The following is a 14,363-nucleotide window of genomic DNA, read 5'->3' as shown; positions in this document are numbered from 1 at the left end:
AAAACATGCTAATTCGTTTAATTAAAAATCATGTTTTTACTAACTTAACCTTCGCGTTAGTATTATTAGTTGGCTTTGTTAGTTACCAAAATTTACCACGTGAGCAAGACCCTACGGTGAATTTTAATTGGATTCAAATAACTACTATTCTCCCTGGCGCCTCTGCTGAAGATGTTGAACAAAAAGTAACGTTGCCAATGGAAGAGGCGATAGAAAAGTTACAAGATATGAAGTTTGTCTCGAGTAACTCGCGCGAGAGTATTTCAAGTATTCTTATTCGCTTTCAAGATGTTGGTGATCGTGTTTTTGATAAACGTGTTTCTGACTTACGCCGTGAAATTCAAAATGTTGAAGACAAACTGCCCGTGGAGGTTGAGCGACCACTAATTTTTGAAGTCACCTCATCGAATGCATTCCCCAGTGCAACTGTATTAGTGCATGGCGCAGCAAATGATGAAAATTTACGTGAAAAAGCTCGGGGGGTTGAGCGAGATTTAGCGCGTATTAAAGGGGTAGACCGAGTACAGCCTACCGCGCTTTATGAGCCTGAACTACAAATACGCTTTGATGTAGACAAGCTACAAGCACTTGGCGTTTCCCCTATTGATATTACCGATACCATCCGTTTATTTTTTCAAGATATTTCAGCAGGCTCAGCTAATATAGCTGCTGAACGCTGGCTAGTTAGGGTTGATGGAACGACAGTAGATCCTAATGTTATAGCGCAGCTTCCTATTATTAGTAGCCATTTAACGCAACGAGTGCGTATTGGTGATGTGGCTAATGTTGCTCGCGCTCGAGCAAAAGCTGATAAACTGGTGAGCTATCAAGGCAGACCAGCGGTTATGCTTGCTATTATGAAGCGTGAGAAATCAAATACGTTGGAATTAGTTGAGCGTATTAATACTTATATTACTGAAAAAAACAAAAATGCAGATGGCTTAGCCGTTATTGTCACGTTAGCAGACGATCAAACCCTAATTACTAAAAATGCCTTAAACATCATGCAAACTAACGCTATTTTTGGCTTGCTATTTGTTATGTTAATTACCTGGTTATTTTTAGGTAGCAAAATCTCAATACTTATTACTATCGGTATACCGTTTACATTAGCCGGTACATTTTTTGCCCTCGACCTTTTAGGACAAACTCTTAATACTTCAGTATTTTTAGGTATTGTAATTGCCCTAGGGATGTTAGTTGATGATGCCGTAGTAGTGGTAGAGTCTATTTATAATCGATTGCGCCACGGTGGCAGCAACGCCTTTAAAGCCATTCATGATGGTTTATTTGAAGTCATTGGCCCTGTAACGGCTTCAGTATTAACGACTATGGCGGCTTTTTTACCTTTAATGTTACTGCCGGGTATTTTAGGGCAGTTTATGATGGTAATTCCTATGGTGGTCACCTTGGCACTTGCCATTAGCTTAATTGAAGCTTTTTGGATGTTACCAGGACACATCATGGCAACTAAAATTAACTTTGTTAAGCCTTCAAAAGTACAATTATTACGTCATCAATTTACCCACTGGCTGCGCATTAAATACTGTAAAGGTTTACTTAAAGTCTTACGTAAACCACTGCGCGCTATAATGATGTTGGTATTACTTTTTGTGATGGCTATTGGCGCATTAGTCGCGGGTATGATCAAAGTCGACTTTTTTGCCTCAGATCAACTTCGCCTGTTTTATGTCAACATTGCCATGCCCACTAGTACTTCATTACAAGGTACGCTCAATAAAGTATTAACCATTGAAGATATTGTTAATAAGCACGTGAAAGAAAGTGAAGTTAGAACTGTTGTGAGTTACGCCGGGCAGCAATACACCGAAATGGAACCTTTGTTTGGCGATCATTACGGGCAAATATTAGTGAGCCTTAATCCTGCAGAAAGTGATGATCGCACCGTCGATGAAATTATTGAGTCGATGCGCGCAGAGGTTACCTCAGTTGCCGGTCCAATGAATATAGCCTTTCTAACACTTGCAGGGGGGCCGCCAACGAGTAAGCCGATTAGCGTTAAAGTTAGAGGTAATGACTATAGTGAATTACGACAAGCAACTGATGAACTCGCCAGTTTTATGCGTAAAAATCCTAATTTTATGGATATTAGCGATGATGATAGCGCGGGTCGTTATGGTTTAACGTTAAAGCTTAATAACGATGCTATTTATCGTACCGGAATTCGTCCTGATGTGGTTATGCGCACTATTAAATCGTTAGTTGATGGTGAAATTGCCAGCCAAATTCAACACCAAGGTGACCAAGTGTCAGTGCGAGTTCAATCAGCGAAAGCCCTTAACCATAGCTTTGACAACATTGAAGATGTTTTAGCAATGCAACTGCCCTTAGCTAATGGTAATAAAGTGCCATTAGGTGAGTTGGTTGACATTACTACGGCACAAGTAAAAGGTAACCTACGGCACTATAACTTTAAACGTACTATTACCTTAGAGTCTGATATCAATAAAGCTGAATTAAATACCGTTGCTGCTAATAAGCTATTACAAGATCATTGGCCAACTATTATGGCAAAGTACCCTAATGTTGACTTAGACTTTTCAGGAGAGCTTGATGATATTCAAGAAAGTATGGATGCTATTGGCGTGCTATTCTTATTCGGCTTAGCGTTAATGTACTTAATTTTAGCAACGCAGTTTAGTAGTTATTTTCAGCCGTTAATGATTTTAGCAACAGTGCCAATGGCATTTACGGGCGTAATATTAGGGCTAATTGTTACCAGCAACCCCTTAAGTTTATTTACTATGTATGGCATTGTTGCCTTAGCGGGTATTGCTGTTAATTCGGCTATTGTACTTATTTCAAAAGCCAACAGTAATATAGAGCAGGGGATGAGTTTACTTCATGCCACATTTTACGCGGCAAGAAGACGGATGTTACCTATTATTATTACCACTTTTACCACCGTCGCTGGGCTGTTTTCTCTAGCGACAGGTCTAGGGGGAAGTTCGCTTATTTGGGCGCCAGTTGCCACCTCTATTGTCTGGGGGTTAATGTTCTCAGCGGTACTCTCAATGTTTATCGTGCCAGCGATATATTTACTGTCAATGAAAAAGTCTCATGGTAAGCGACAAGTTAAGGCGGCCTAGGTTGCCTTGGTTTAACGTTTGATAAATTGTATTGAATTGATACTATTAAAAATAATAATAAAATAAGTTGAGTGTAGTGATGAAAACCACCTATAAATTGCTTTGTGTCTTAAGTGCTACGGTACTGTTATCGGCATGCCAAAGTACAGCGCAAGATAACGCGCAGCAAGCTAGCAAGCATGAAGCGACTTCAGCTCAAGCTGATAATCCTTTTATTATTAGCCAGCCTAAAAAGAGTACTAGTAAATACCCTGAGTTTGTCCATTCGGGTGATATTTTGCCGATTCGAGAAATTACCAGCCTCGAGGGAAAAACAATAAGCTTACAACAGGTAGGTAAAAAGAAATTAGTGATTTTATTTGCCTCATGGTGTTCTGACTCAAATCGCTTATTAAAAGCGCTAAATAACTCCCCGCTATTAGCTGACGATACTATTGAAGTGATAGCAATTGCGCGAGAAGAGAATAAGGCAACCGTTAAAGCTTGGCAGCAAGCACATAATATTAAAACGCCATTGGCTGTAGATATTGATCGCGCTATTTATAAAAAGTTCGCCTCGGGCGGCATTCCGCGCATTATTACGGTTGCTGAAAACAACCAAATTATTGAAATGAATTTAGCTGAGGGGAATGAGCAGTTAAGTCAAATTGTTTGGTAACAACATGTTCTTATAACGATTACTTTTAGGTACTGGTATTTATGACGCGTTGTATCTAATGGTTCGTACTTGTATTGGTTGAACTATTAAAACATCTGTTAAGTTTCAAGACTAACAGCTTACTTACCCAATAAGCTGTTAGTCTTTTATTTTCTATAACTTAAAAGGTTCTAACTAATCAGGCTTAACTGAATCAGGAGTAAAGTTATACAAATAATAAATTTTATTACCAGTACTATATGACCGACTACCATCGTTGTTATAAATAATCCCCTTGTATTTTGCCGCGTACCTGCCATTAACTTCACCAATAATTTCAAATACATATTCCGATGACAAAAAGCAATTACTCTGTTGAACATCACAGTAACTAACAGTCATATCGTTTAGTTTGTAGTACTTGAAAATATAGCTGTTACCTTCTAGACTCCAACTGAACTCAGCACCTGTGCTGGAATACCCATCTCTTGTAAATACCTCGTAACCAGTATTATCGTTTTTAAATACTAAAGACCAGTCATAATTTAATTCCAAATCGGCTATTTTAGCGGTGTTATTAGAGAACGTACCTGCATTGTGTTGCCATTGTGGCGGTTTATCGGCGACAAGGTAACTAGAAGACTGAATAAGAATTTCATTATTTTCTACATAGAATGTATCTAGCCCTTGAAATCCTGTAGGAGTAAACGTTTGATAAAATAACACACTAAAATTATCGTCGTAATCTAGTCTTAAGTGATCTTTTTCAAGAGCCCAGTTACCGGTTAAGATTCTATCTAGATCGTCAATATCGGTATCGGTAAATGAGTTATCTTCACTAAGTTTTATTTTGGAGCTTCGCAAAGTAGCGTAACTAGTTTCTGCAATAAAAGTTGGTGTATTCAATAACATCTCTTTGTGTTCAAGTATAAACTCTTGAGGGTGATAATGACGTACCATGTGGTATCGTGCATCATCAGCAGAGTTACACAGAGTATTGTCGACCTCTTGCTTGATCTTGCTTTTTTGTAGATAAACATCATACTGCGGGGTTGAATAAACACGAGTTAAGCTCAGTTTTTTAAGCATGTATCTACTTCGTGTTTTTGTGCCATTAGCACAGTAGTTGTACTCTCTTACAGGAAAAAGATCATCTAGATCATTTGAAGATATTGCTTGTAATGTGATGTCAATACCATTTTCAGTGTGAGTTAGTTCAGTAATCTGTTGTGAGTCATTGTAATCCAAATATCTTCCTTGATTATTTTCACTTAACGTTAATAAAACATTATTATCAAAGCCGATATTGCCCGAGACAGCAAGTCGGTGGCTACCTTGCGTTAGTCTTTTCGGGTAGTGACTTAGTTCCGTATTGTTCATTAGTAAGTTAAAGGCTTGGTGGTATAAATCTGTACTATTTTCACGCCACTTTGCCATTTGTTTACCCATGTCAGGCATTGATTTACTGAATTGATTTACAGTGTTAAAACCAGCAGGCAAAGTTAAACCGTTATCTTGATTAATCAGCTCCATGGTTATTGCCATTTGCAATTGAAAGTGACTATTTGCTTCAAGTTGCGCGGCAGTTAACTCGTTTAACGTGGTTGCTTGTACGCCTTCAAGTACTAAGTCGATTAACTCATATTCAGCAGTCGTTAAGTTAGTAATATGTTGGTTACTAATAACAAGGTTATTGTTACCTGTGGTTTTTTTAAGTGTGCCGCCATCACCTAAATAAGCATACATAGTGAAATTTGGCGCTGCGTCCTCAACTTTAGCAGTAATGATATCTTCATCTTTAAGTGCTGGAAGAGAGACAGTATATTCACCTTGAGTATTAGTGGTTGCATTATATTCATTATCGCCAGAATATACGGTAACGGTTAACCCTGCTTTTTCGTAACCGATAACTTTACCTTCAACGGTAATATCAGCGGAAACGTTAATGGCAATAAAGGCAGAGTCTGAGGCGCCATGAGTATCAACAATCGTATAGCCGAAGCTATCACTTCCTACATAATCAGTGGTTGGTTGATAAACGACTTTTCCATCAACAATGGCAGCGCTACCATGAAGTGGTGATGAAAGTGATTGAATGGTGAAAATGTCACCAACAACATCTTCATCGTTACTTAAAATATCAAGGGTTACTGACTCATTTTTTAATACAACACCATTATCATCATTCGCAATTGGCGGGGTATTGGTAATATCTATAGTTATTGTTGCTTGGCTTGAAGCACCATAAGCATCAATTATCGTGTAGTTAAGAGTTTCTGTGCCAGCAAAGCCGTCGTTAGGGTTATAAACTACCGTATTCTCTTCTATGCTAGCGATGCCATGGCTAGCAGCGTCGAGGCTGGTGACTGATAAATCATCACCAACAGCATCAACATCGTTGGCTAGCACATCAATGCTTACAGCTGTGTTTTGCTGTGAGCTTATTGAATCATCATTAGCGATAGGCTTAACGTTTTCGATTGTTACACCAACAGAGGCGGTTGATTCATCACCAAAGGAGTCACGGACAACATAAGTAAAGGTATCGTTTCCTGAAAAGCCGTTATTTGGCGTGTAAGTTAAGAGCTTACCATCGTGGTTTATTATGCCGTTGCTTGCCGATGATGCACTGGCAATGGTTAATTGATGCCCGCTGATGGAAACGTCGTTAGCTAAAATATCAATAATAACGGCTTTGCTTTGCACTGTTGTCACAACGTCATTTTCAGCCGTTGGCGCTATGCTAGCAATATCTAGGGTTACAGTTGCAGATGAACTTTGTCCTTGGGTATCGGTAATGGTGTAAGTGAAACTGTCATTGCCGATGTAACCTGAATTTGGGGTGTAAGTAATATTGGTTTGGTTATTTTTTATTGCACCGCTTGTTGGAGAACTAACCTCAGTGACGCTAAAGTTATCGCCGTCGGTGTCATTAACGAGAACATCAAGCTCGGTCGAGGCATTCATCGCGACGTTAAAGCTGTCATTGTTGGCTACAGGAGGATTGTTTACTTTAGTTGTAGAGGCTGGTGAAGAGTCACCTCCTCCTCCACAGGCGGCTAACAAGAAAAAACAGCTGAGCGAAAAAATACACTTTAATTTCATGCAGAAATCCATTTATGATAATCAATTATTAGGAGGGCTAACTTTAGGGGGGGCAGCATAACACACAAGGAATATGTTTGTTAATTAAATGTAAATTACTATCTGAAATATTTACAAGTTGTTGGCTTTTGGGTTTCGATACTTAGTAAAAACTTATTCTACTCATTCATAAAAAGCGAACTGTAATAATAGATCATAAGTATGGTTGCGCTTTGCCTCGTTTTCTTTCTAATTGTTTAACAATGAAAGTAACCACAAAAATAAACGTCATTACCATGATGATTGTTGGAGCAGGGGCTCTATCTAGAAAGAAGCTTAAGTAAACACCTACCAGTGCGCTAAAGATCGCGACAATAATCGAGATAAAGAGCATCGTAGAAAAGTGTTTTGTTAATAAAAACGCGATGGCGCCTGGCGCTATAAGTAAAGAGATGACTAAGATTATGCCAACTAACTTCAATGAGGCACAATAGTGAAAGACAATAAGGCGAGTTGTTGCTTAAATGGGGTTACTGCATCACCAGCCACATTTTTTGCTATGTAAGCAATGATGGTAAATGTTGTAACTACAATGATTTTATTCAGCTATATTTGCTTGCACAGAAAAAGTCAGAGAGTTAAATAGAATAAACAAATAAATTAAGCGCAGCATAAGTAGTTGATGGCAATAAGTTGTGGTAGTTCAATTAATGCTAGCATTAAATAAATATAACTTCAGTACAAACGGTAATCATTATTATTTGATGTGATTTAGGCCGTCGACGTTATTTGACAAAATTAATTATCAGCACTAAACCTTAGTAGTGCATTTGATTTTTAGTAAGGTTTTTTAATCATTAAAAACGTATGATTTTTTGTTGAATTAACCAACTTCTCTATTTAAATCAAATGAATTCAAATACTTTAGAAGGAATTAAAGATGAATACTTCATTAAAAGCTTTACTCGCGATTACATTCACAGCGGCTGTTTCTTTCGCTACTCATTATAGCTACGCTCAATCATTAACCGAAACACCACAAAAACAATTAACGAGTAGTGCTGCCACTCAAGCTAAGGGGGCTGAGCATAAAATTCAGGTAGTATCGTTGAACAAGTCGACTTTAGAACAGTTAACTACGCTCAAAGGGGTTGGGCAGAAAAAAGCCCAAGCTATTATTACTTATAGAAAGCAGACTGGTAAGTTTAAGTCTGTAGATGATTTACTTAATGTGAAGGGAATTGGCGCTAAGGTGATAGCTGATAATAAATCACGCTTGAAAGTCTAATTTCCTAGTATATCCAGAATAAACGTGAGCCTATAATAGAACAAATATAAATGTTTATGGGCGCTTTTTAAAACCAGCATTATGCTGGTTTTTTATTTGCGTAATAGATTAAAACAAAAACAGCGCTACTGTTATTTTTATATTCCATTTGGTTATATTGAAGCTGTTTATTATATGGAAACTGTTGCGACAGTGTGGCATTATCTCATCATAAATTTTTAACCATAGTTTGTATTAGCAAATGAATTTAACCCATTTAAAAAAGCTAGAAGCTGAGTCTATTCATATTTTCCGTGAAGTTGCTGCAGAGTTTGATAACCCTGTTATGTTGTATTCGGTTGGTAAAGATTCTGCTGTTTTATTACACCTTGCCCGTAAAGCTTTTGCCCCAGGTAAGATCCCATTCCCATTGCTTCATGTTGACACAGACTGGAAGTTTAAAGAAATGATTGCCTTTCGTGATCAAATGGCGAAAGACTACGGCTTTGAATTATTAGTACATAAAAACCCAGAAGGCATTGCCATGGGGATGGGACCATTCACTCACGGTAGTGCTACACATACCGATGTTATGAAAACCCAAGGTTTGAAGCAAGCACTAAACAAATATGGTTTTGATGCTGCATTTGGTGGCGCACGTCGCGATGAAGAAAAATCTCGTGCTAAAGAGCGTGTTTATTCATTCCGTGATGATAACCACCGTTGGGATCCAAAAAGCCAACGTCCAGAGTTATGGAATATTTACAACGGTAAAGTTAATAAAGGTGAGAGTATTCGTGTATTCCCATTATCTAACTGGACTGAGCTTGATATCTGGCAGTACATTTATTTAGAAAGTATTCCAATTGTTCCTTTGTATTTATCAGAAAAACGTCCGGTTGTTGAACGTGACGGCACCTTAATTATGGTTGATGATGATCGTATGCCAATTGGTGAAGATGAAGAAGTTCAAATGAAAGACGTACGCTTTAGAACCTTAGGCTGTTATCCGTTAACGGGTGCGGTTGAGTCGACAGCAAAAACGTTGCCTGAAATTATTCAAGAAATGTTATTAACGAAAACATCTGAGCGCCAAGGTCGGGTAATTGATCATGACTCGGCAGGTTCAATGGAGAAGAAGAAAATGGAAGGTTATTTCTAACCAACTGTTGACTGACGTTACATAATAACAATGAAATTTTGCTCGTGATTTATTGATACCATTGATGTATCTGTGATGAGCAAAGTATTTATATTGAGATAATCGCGTAATTAGCGAAGGAAAAAACAATGAGTCACCAATCAGACTTAATCGAAGAAGATATTCAAGCTTACTTACAGCAACATGAAAATAAAGAGCTAGTACGCTTTTTAACTTGTGGTAGCGTTGATGACGGTAAAAGTACTTTAATCGGTCGCTTACTTCATGACTCGAAAATGATCTTTGAAGATCAACTAGCGGCTATTGAAAAGGACTCGAAAAAATCGGGTACCACAGGCGAAACCGTTGATTTAGCACTTTTAGTTGATGGTTTACAGTCAGAGCGTGAGCAAGGTATTACCATTGATGTTGCTTATCGTTATTTCTCTACTGATAAACGTAAATTTATTATTGCGGACACTCCTGGTCATGAGCAATATACGCGTAACATGGCAACAGGTGCTTCAACGTGTGATTTAGCGATTATCTTGATTGATGCGCGTTATGGCGTACAAGTACAAACACGTCGTCATTCATTTATTTGTTCTTTACTTGGCCTTAAACACATTGTTGTTGCGGTTAACAAAATGGACTTAGTGGATTATTCACAAGACCGTTATCAAGAAATTAAGAAAGAATATCGTGAATTTGCAGAATCATTAAATTTCTCAGATGTACGTTTTGTTCCTATGTCAGCGCTTAATGGCGATAACGTGGTAGAAGAAAGCGAAAACATGCCTTGGTATCCGGGCGCAACATTAATGAAGCTATTAAATACCATTGATGTTAGAGACAAAAATGAATACACACAGTTTCGTTTACAGGTGCAATATGTAAATCGTCCTAACTTAGACTTCCGTGGTTTTGCTGGCACTATTGCTTCAGGTCACGTATTAGTTGGCGATACTATTGTGGCATTACCGTCAGGTAAAGAAAGTACGGTAAAAGAAATTGTCACTTTTGATGGCAATATTGAACGTGCTGATAAGGGGATGGCAATTACCCTAACATTAGACGATGAAATTGATATCAGTCGCGGCGAAATTATTGTTAAAAAAGATTGTTTACCAAACTCAGCTAAAGAGCTAAATGCAACGGTTGTTTGGATGCATGAAAACGAACTTGAACCAGGTCGTGAATACTTCATTAAACATGGTAGCAAAATGACCACAGGTCATGCGCAAAGCATTGTTCACAAGTTTGATGTGAACACCATGGAAAAACTTGATGCAGCGCAGCTTGCGGTGAATGAAATTGGCTCGGTTAATTTTGAAGTAAGTGAAACCTTACATTTTGATGCTTATCAAGACAATAAAGGTACAGGTGCTTTTATTATTATTGATAGGTTAACCAACGTAACCGTTGGTGCTGGTATGATTAATCATGCGATTGACGATACAGTGCACGAATATAGCGAATTTGAATTAGAGTTTAATACTTTAGTACGCAAACATTTCCCACATTGGGGTGCGCGCGACATTACTAAGTAAGTATCGTAGTAACGATTAGTTAATCGTTACTTAATATAGATACGTTAATAATCTAGTGACTTCACTTTAGGGTAAGGTTGCTAGATTATTTTGTTTATATCACCTGAGTTTTTAAGGCAAGTTAATGACAATAGAGCAGTGGTTAATGATAGCGGTATTTATCGCGACCTTTGCCAGCTTAGTAAAGTATCAGCAAGTACCAGAGCGAGTATTCTCTGTGACGGTATTACTGTGCTTAGCGCTCTCTTTTGTAAGCGTTGACGATATTCTTGCCAATGCAGTTAACCCAGGTTTAGTAACGTTGGTGTTATTAGTTATTTGCTCCTTTGCGTTTGAGCGAACTAGTATATTACGGCGTTTGTCTGCGCGCGTATTTAACGGCTCAAAAATTAAATCTACATTAAGACTACTTGTTGGTACTGCACTTTCATCGGCATTAATGAGTAACACCGCTGTTGTGGCGACGTTAATTAGCACCATTAAAAATAATCAGCTGATTAACCCCGGAAAATTATTATTACCGCTTTCTTTTGCTGCCATTCTTGGTGGTACGTTAACCTTAGTTGGCACATCAACTAACCTGATTGTTAACAGCCTTTTAATCAAGCAAGGTTATGCTGGTTTTGGCTTTTTTGACTTCACCTTAATTGGCTTGGTCGCGTTTGTATTATGTTTAACGGTTATTATTATTCGTAGCCCTAGCTTGCCTGAAATGCAACAAGACACACATGAGTCTAATCAATACTTATTAGAAGCTGCGGTATCTAGCTCTTCAAGTTTAATTGGTAAGAGCATTGAAGAGAATGGCTTGAGAAACTTAGACTCACTGTTTTTAGTTGAAATTGTTCGTGCCGGGCGTTTAATATCGCCAGTGACACCCGATGAAAGTGTGCAAGCACGCGATAAGCTGATTTTCAGTGGTGATATTTCTAAAGTTTTAACGTTACAGCAGTTTGATGGTTTAACCTTATATGCTGAGCAAGATGACTTGCTGCGCGATAACTTAACCGAAGTGTTAGTTAAAGCTGACTCGGCAATTGCAGGTAAAACGCTCAAAAAAGCAGGATTTAGAGCACGTTTCGATGCGGCGGTTGTCGCTGTTCGTCGTGAAGGTTGTGCATTGTCAGGAAAGTTAGGCGATATTGTTTTGCAATCAGGTGACTTTCTTGTGCTAGCGGTTGGGCAAGATTTCTCAACTCGTACTAACTTATCGAAAAACTTTTATATCTTATCAGGGCACCAAGCCGACAATATGCTCAGTGGCTGGCGTGATCATATTACTGTTTGGGGCTTCATTGGTGCTATTTTAGTGTCAGTGCTTACGCCCTTGCCATTATTAAGCTGTTTATTTGTTTATTTAGCGGTACTTATTTTTAGTGGTGCATTAACGGTGGACGAAATAAAGCGTCGCTTTCCTTTAGAAATATGGATGATAGTGCTAGGCGCGTTAACCTTAGCTACCTCTATTGAAAATACTGGCATCGCGACCATGCTTGCCGATAACATTGAAGGCTTTTTACATGGTCATAGTGTTTATTTAGCGTTTGTGGTTATTTTTGTTTTAACACTCGTTATGACCGAATTAATTACTAACAGTGCAGCAGCAGCACTGGCGTTTCCTATTGCTTATAATATTGCGTTGGGGTTAGGTGTAGATCCTATGCCGTTTGTGATGGCGGTAGCATTTGCAGCCAGTGGCAGTTTTATCAGTCCGTATGGTTATCAAACCAATGTAATGGTGTATAACGCGGGCAATTATCAGCTAAGTGATTTTATTCGCTTTGGTTTACCTATATCGATAATATACAGCGTTACAGTGATTTTAATGATCCCAATTGTTTTTCCATTTTAAGTAAAAATTAGCTTATTTAATCCTTCGATTTTTCAACGCTAATTTAATGAAACATAAAGAATAATGAGACCGATAATGAAAACAGAAAATACCGTTTGGCATGAACAGCATATTAGTAAAGAGCAACGCGCAGCATTAAAAAAGCAAACCCCCTGTTTGTTATGGTACACAGGTTTAAGTGGCTCAGGTAAGTCGACCGTGGCGAATGCGGTTGATGCATTATTGTTTAAGCTGGGCTGTCATAGTTATTTACTTGACGGTGATAATGTTCGTCATGGTTTAAATGGTGATTTAGGTTTTAGCGATGAAGAGCGCATTGAAAATATTCGTCGTATTTCTGAAGTTGCAAAGTTATTTATTGATGCAGGACTTATTGTTTCAACCGCATTTATTTCGCCTTTTGCCAGCGATAGAGCACTAGCTAAAGAGAAGTTAGCGTCAGGTGAGTTTATTGAAGTGTTTATTGATACCCCTATAAGTATCTGTGAGCAACGTGATCCTAAAGGTTTATATAAAAAAGCACGTGCTGGCGAAATTAAAGACTTTACTGGTATCGACTCAAGCTATGATGTACCTCAAGCACCACAAATTCACGTAAAAACGGCTGAACAATCTATTGAGCAGTGTGCACAGCAAATCGTTAACCATTTAATAGCGCAAGGTTTTATACCTGCAAGCTGTATAGAACAATTGGAAGGTTAATTAGATGCATTATGATGTTTTTAATGGTGATGCAGACGGTATTATCGCTTTATTACAGTTACGTTTAGCGCAGCCGAAAGAGTCAAAGTTAATCACAGGTGTTAAACGCGATATTAGCTTACTTAAACAAGTATGTGCTGTCTCTAAAGCAGATAAAGCAAGCTCTGTGACTGTGTTAGATATCTCGTTAGAAAAAAATATTGATGCATTAACCACTTTGCTTAATGATGGTGTTGAAGTGTTTTATGCTGATCATCATCGAACGGGTGATATTCCACAAGCAGCACTGTTTACGGGGCTTTTTGATACCGATGCCAATGTTTGTACAAGCTTAATTGTTAATCAGTACTTAGATAATCGCTACGTTTTTTGGGCCATAGCAGCCGCTTTTGGCGATAATATGCAGTCATCAGCTCGTACCTTAGCTAAAAAATACGGGTTAAGTGATGAAGAGCAATTACAGTTAAATGAGTTGGGGATTTACATTAACTACAATGGTTATGGTAGCTCAACCGATGATTTACATTTTCATCCAGCTAATTTGTTTAAAGCGTTACTAAAATACCCCAATCCTTTTGATTTAATTAATGAAAAAGGCTCGGTATTCTCACAATTGAAAAATGCTTATTTAGCGGATATGGCCAAGGCTAAGTCAGCTAAAGTAATTGTTGATGAACCTGCAGTTAAAGCAGTATTGCTTGACGATGAGCCATGGGCAAGACGGGTCAGTGGTGTTTTTGGTAATGAGCTGGCGAACCAATCACCGGGACGTGCACATGCGGTGTTAACGTTAAATAAGCCGTCATCAGAAAATCCGCTCAATGAAAAGAGCTACACCGTGAGTTTACGCGCGCCTTTAAATAACAAGCAGGGCGCAGGTGATGTTTGTGCTAAGTTCCCTACCGGTGGTGGTAGAGCGGCAGCAGCAGGAGTAAATGAGTTACCAGAAGCGCAACTTGAAGCTTTTATTGCCAGTGTGGCTGAGTACTATCAGTAACTCACATTAATAACATTACTAAT

Annotated in this window: 10 protein-coding genes; 8 read left to right on the top strand and 2 right to left on the bottom strand. The window is 38.4% G+C overall.

The genetic code is table 11. The features are described from left to right. Positions 1–5 precede the first annotated feature (5 nt). Together KO495_RS01955 and KO495_RS01950 are read left to right on the top strand one after the other, a co-directional pair. Entirely contained in the window at positions 6–3,110 is a 3,105-nt protein-coding gene (locus tag KO495_RS01955; RefSeq protein WP_215978722.1) for an efflux RND transporter permease subunit, read from the top strand. Positions 3,111–3,189: 79 nt separating this feature from the next. Then, positions 3,190–3,768, top strand: a complete 579-nt coding sequence (locus KO495_RS01950) for a TlpA disulfide reductase family protein (RefSeq protein ID WP_215978721.1) — start codon at positions 3,190–3,192, stop codon at positions 3,766–3,768. 174 nt (positions 3,769–3,942) lie between these two features. On the opposite strand, the gene KO495_RS01945 is transcribed toward KO495_RS01950, so the two are convergent. Further along, positions 3,943–6,852 (bottom strand): Ig-like domain-containing protein, encoded by a 2,910-nt coding sequence (locus tag KO495_RS01945; protein WP_215978720.1) that lies wholly within the window; start codon positions 6,850–6,852, stop codon positions 3,943–3,945. Positions 6,853–7,045: 193 nt separating this feature from the next. Further along, positions 7,046–7,336 (bottom strand): metal ABC transporter permease, encoded by a 291-nt coding sequence (locus KO495_RS01940; RefSeq protein WP_215978739.1) that lies wholly within the window; start codon positions 7,334–7,336, stop codon positions 7,046–7,048. A 435-nt stretch (positions 7,337–7,771) separates the two neighbouring features. On the opposite strand from KO495_RS01940, the gene KO495_RS01935 reads away from it, so the two are divergent. The 6 genes from KO495_RS01935 to KO495_RS01910 all read left to right on the top strand — a co-directional run bounded on the left by KO495_RS01935 (position 7,772) and on the right by KO495_RS01910 (position 14,340). After that, a complete protein-coding gene (locus tag KO495_RS01935; RefSeq protein WP_215978719.1) occupies positions 7,772–8,119 on the top strand; it encodes a ComEA family DNA-binding protein in 348 nt (115 codons plus the stop codon). 241 nt (positions 8,120–8,360) lie between these two features. Continuing rightward, on the top strand, positions 8,361–9,260 hold the full coding sequence (gene cysD, locus KO495_RS01930) for a sulfate adenylyltransferase subunit CysD (RefSeq protein ID WP_215978718.1): 900 nt from the start codon (positions 8,361–8,363) through the stop codon (positions 9,258–9,260). 128 nt (positions 9,261–9,388) lie between these two features. Then, the gene (gene cysN, locus KO495_RS01925) at positions 9,389–10,789 is read left to right on the top strand and encodes a sulfate adenylyltransferase subunit CysN (protein ID WP_215978717.1); all 1,401 of its coding nucleotides are present in this window, start codon (positions 9,389–9,391) and stop codon (positions 10,787–10,789) included. Between the two features lie 124 nt (positions 10,790–10,913). Then, complete coding sequence (locus KO495_RS01920; RefSeq protein WP_215978716.1) at positions 10,914–12,641, top strand: SLC13 family permease; 1,728 nt, start codon at positions 10,914–10,916, stop codon at positions 12,639–12,641. A 75-nt stretch (positions 12,642–12,716) separates the two neighbouring features. Then, a complete protein-coding gene (cysC, locus tag KO495_RS01915; protein ID WP_252738753.1) occupies positions 12,717–13,343 on the top strand; it encodes an adenylyl-sulfate kinase in 627 nt (208 codons plus the stop codon). A 4-nt stretch (positions 13,344–13,347) separates the two neighbouring features. After that, positions 13,348–14,340, top strand: coding sequence for a DHH family phosphoesterase (locus KO495_RS01910; RefSeq protein WP_215978714.1), 993 nt, complete (start codon positions 13,348–13,350; stop codon positions 14,338–14,340). Positions 14,341–14,363: the final 23 nt, after the last annotated feature.

The organism is Colwellia sp. D2M02, assembly GCF_018860755.1.
Lineage (GTDB): Bacteria > Pseudomonadota > Gammaproteobacteria > Enterobacterales > Alteromonadaceae > Colwellia > Colwellia asteriadis.
Note: the sequence above shows the minus strand (reverse complement) of the source record. Positions and strands in the feature narration are given on the sequence as shown.

Excerpts from the sequence above, each read along its gene's own strand:
- KO495_RS01935 (WP_215978719.1), top strand. The coding sequence starts at position 7,772 with ATGAATACTTCATTAAAAGCTTTACTCGCGATTACATTCACAGCGGCT.
- KO495_RS01945 (WP_215978720.1), bottom strand. The coding sequence starts at position 6,852 with ATGAAATTAAAGTGTATTTTTTCGCTCAGCTGTTTTTTCTTGTTAGCC.
- cysC (WP_252738753.1), top strand. The coding sequence starts at position 12,717 with ATGAAAACAGAAAATACCGTTTGGCATGAACAGCATATTAGTAAAGAG.
- KO495_RS01950 (WP_215978721.1), top strand. The coding sequence starts at position 3,190 with ATGAAAACCACCTATAAATTGCTTTGTGTCTTAAGTGCTACGGTACTG.
- KO495_RS01920 (WP_215978716.1), top strand. The coding sequence starts at position 10,914 with ATGACAATAGAGCAGTGGTTAATGATAGCGGTATTTATCGCGACCTTT.
- cysD (WP_215978718.1), top strand. The coding sequence starts at position 8,361 with ATGAATTTAACCCATTTAAAAAAGCTAGAAGCTGAGTCTATTCATATT.
- KO495_RS01910 (WP_215978714.1), top strand. The coding sequence starts at position 13,348 with ATGCATTATGATGTTTTTAATGGTGATGCAGACGGTATTATCGCTTTA.
- cysN (WP_215978717.1), top strand. The coding sequence starts at position 9,389 with ATGAGTCACCAATCAGACTTAATCGAAGAAGATATTCAAGCTTACTTA.
- KO495_RS01955 (WP_215978722.1), top strand. The coding sequence starts at position 6 with ATGCTAATTCGTTTAATTAAAAATCATGTTTTTACTAACTTAACCTTC.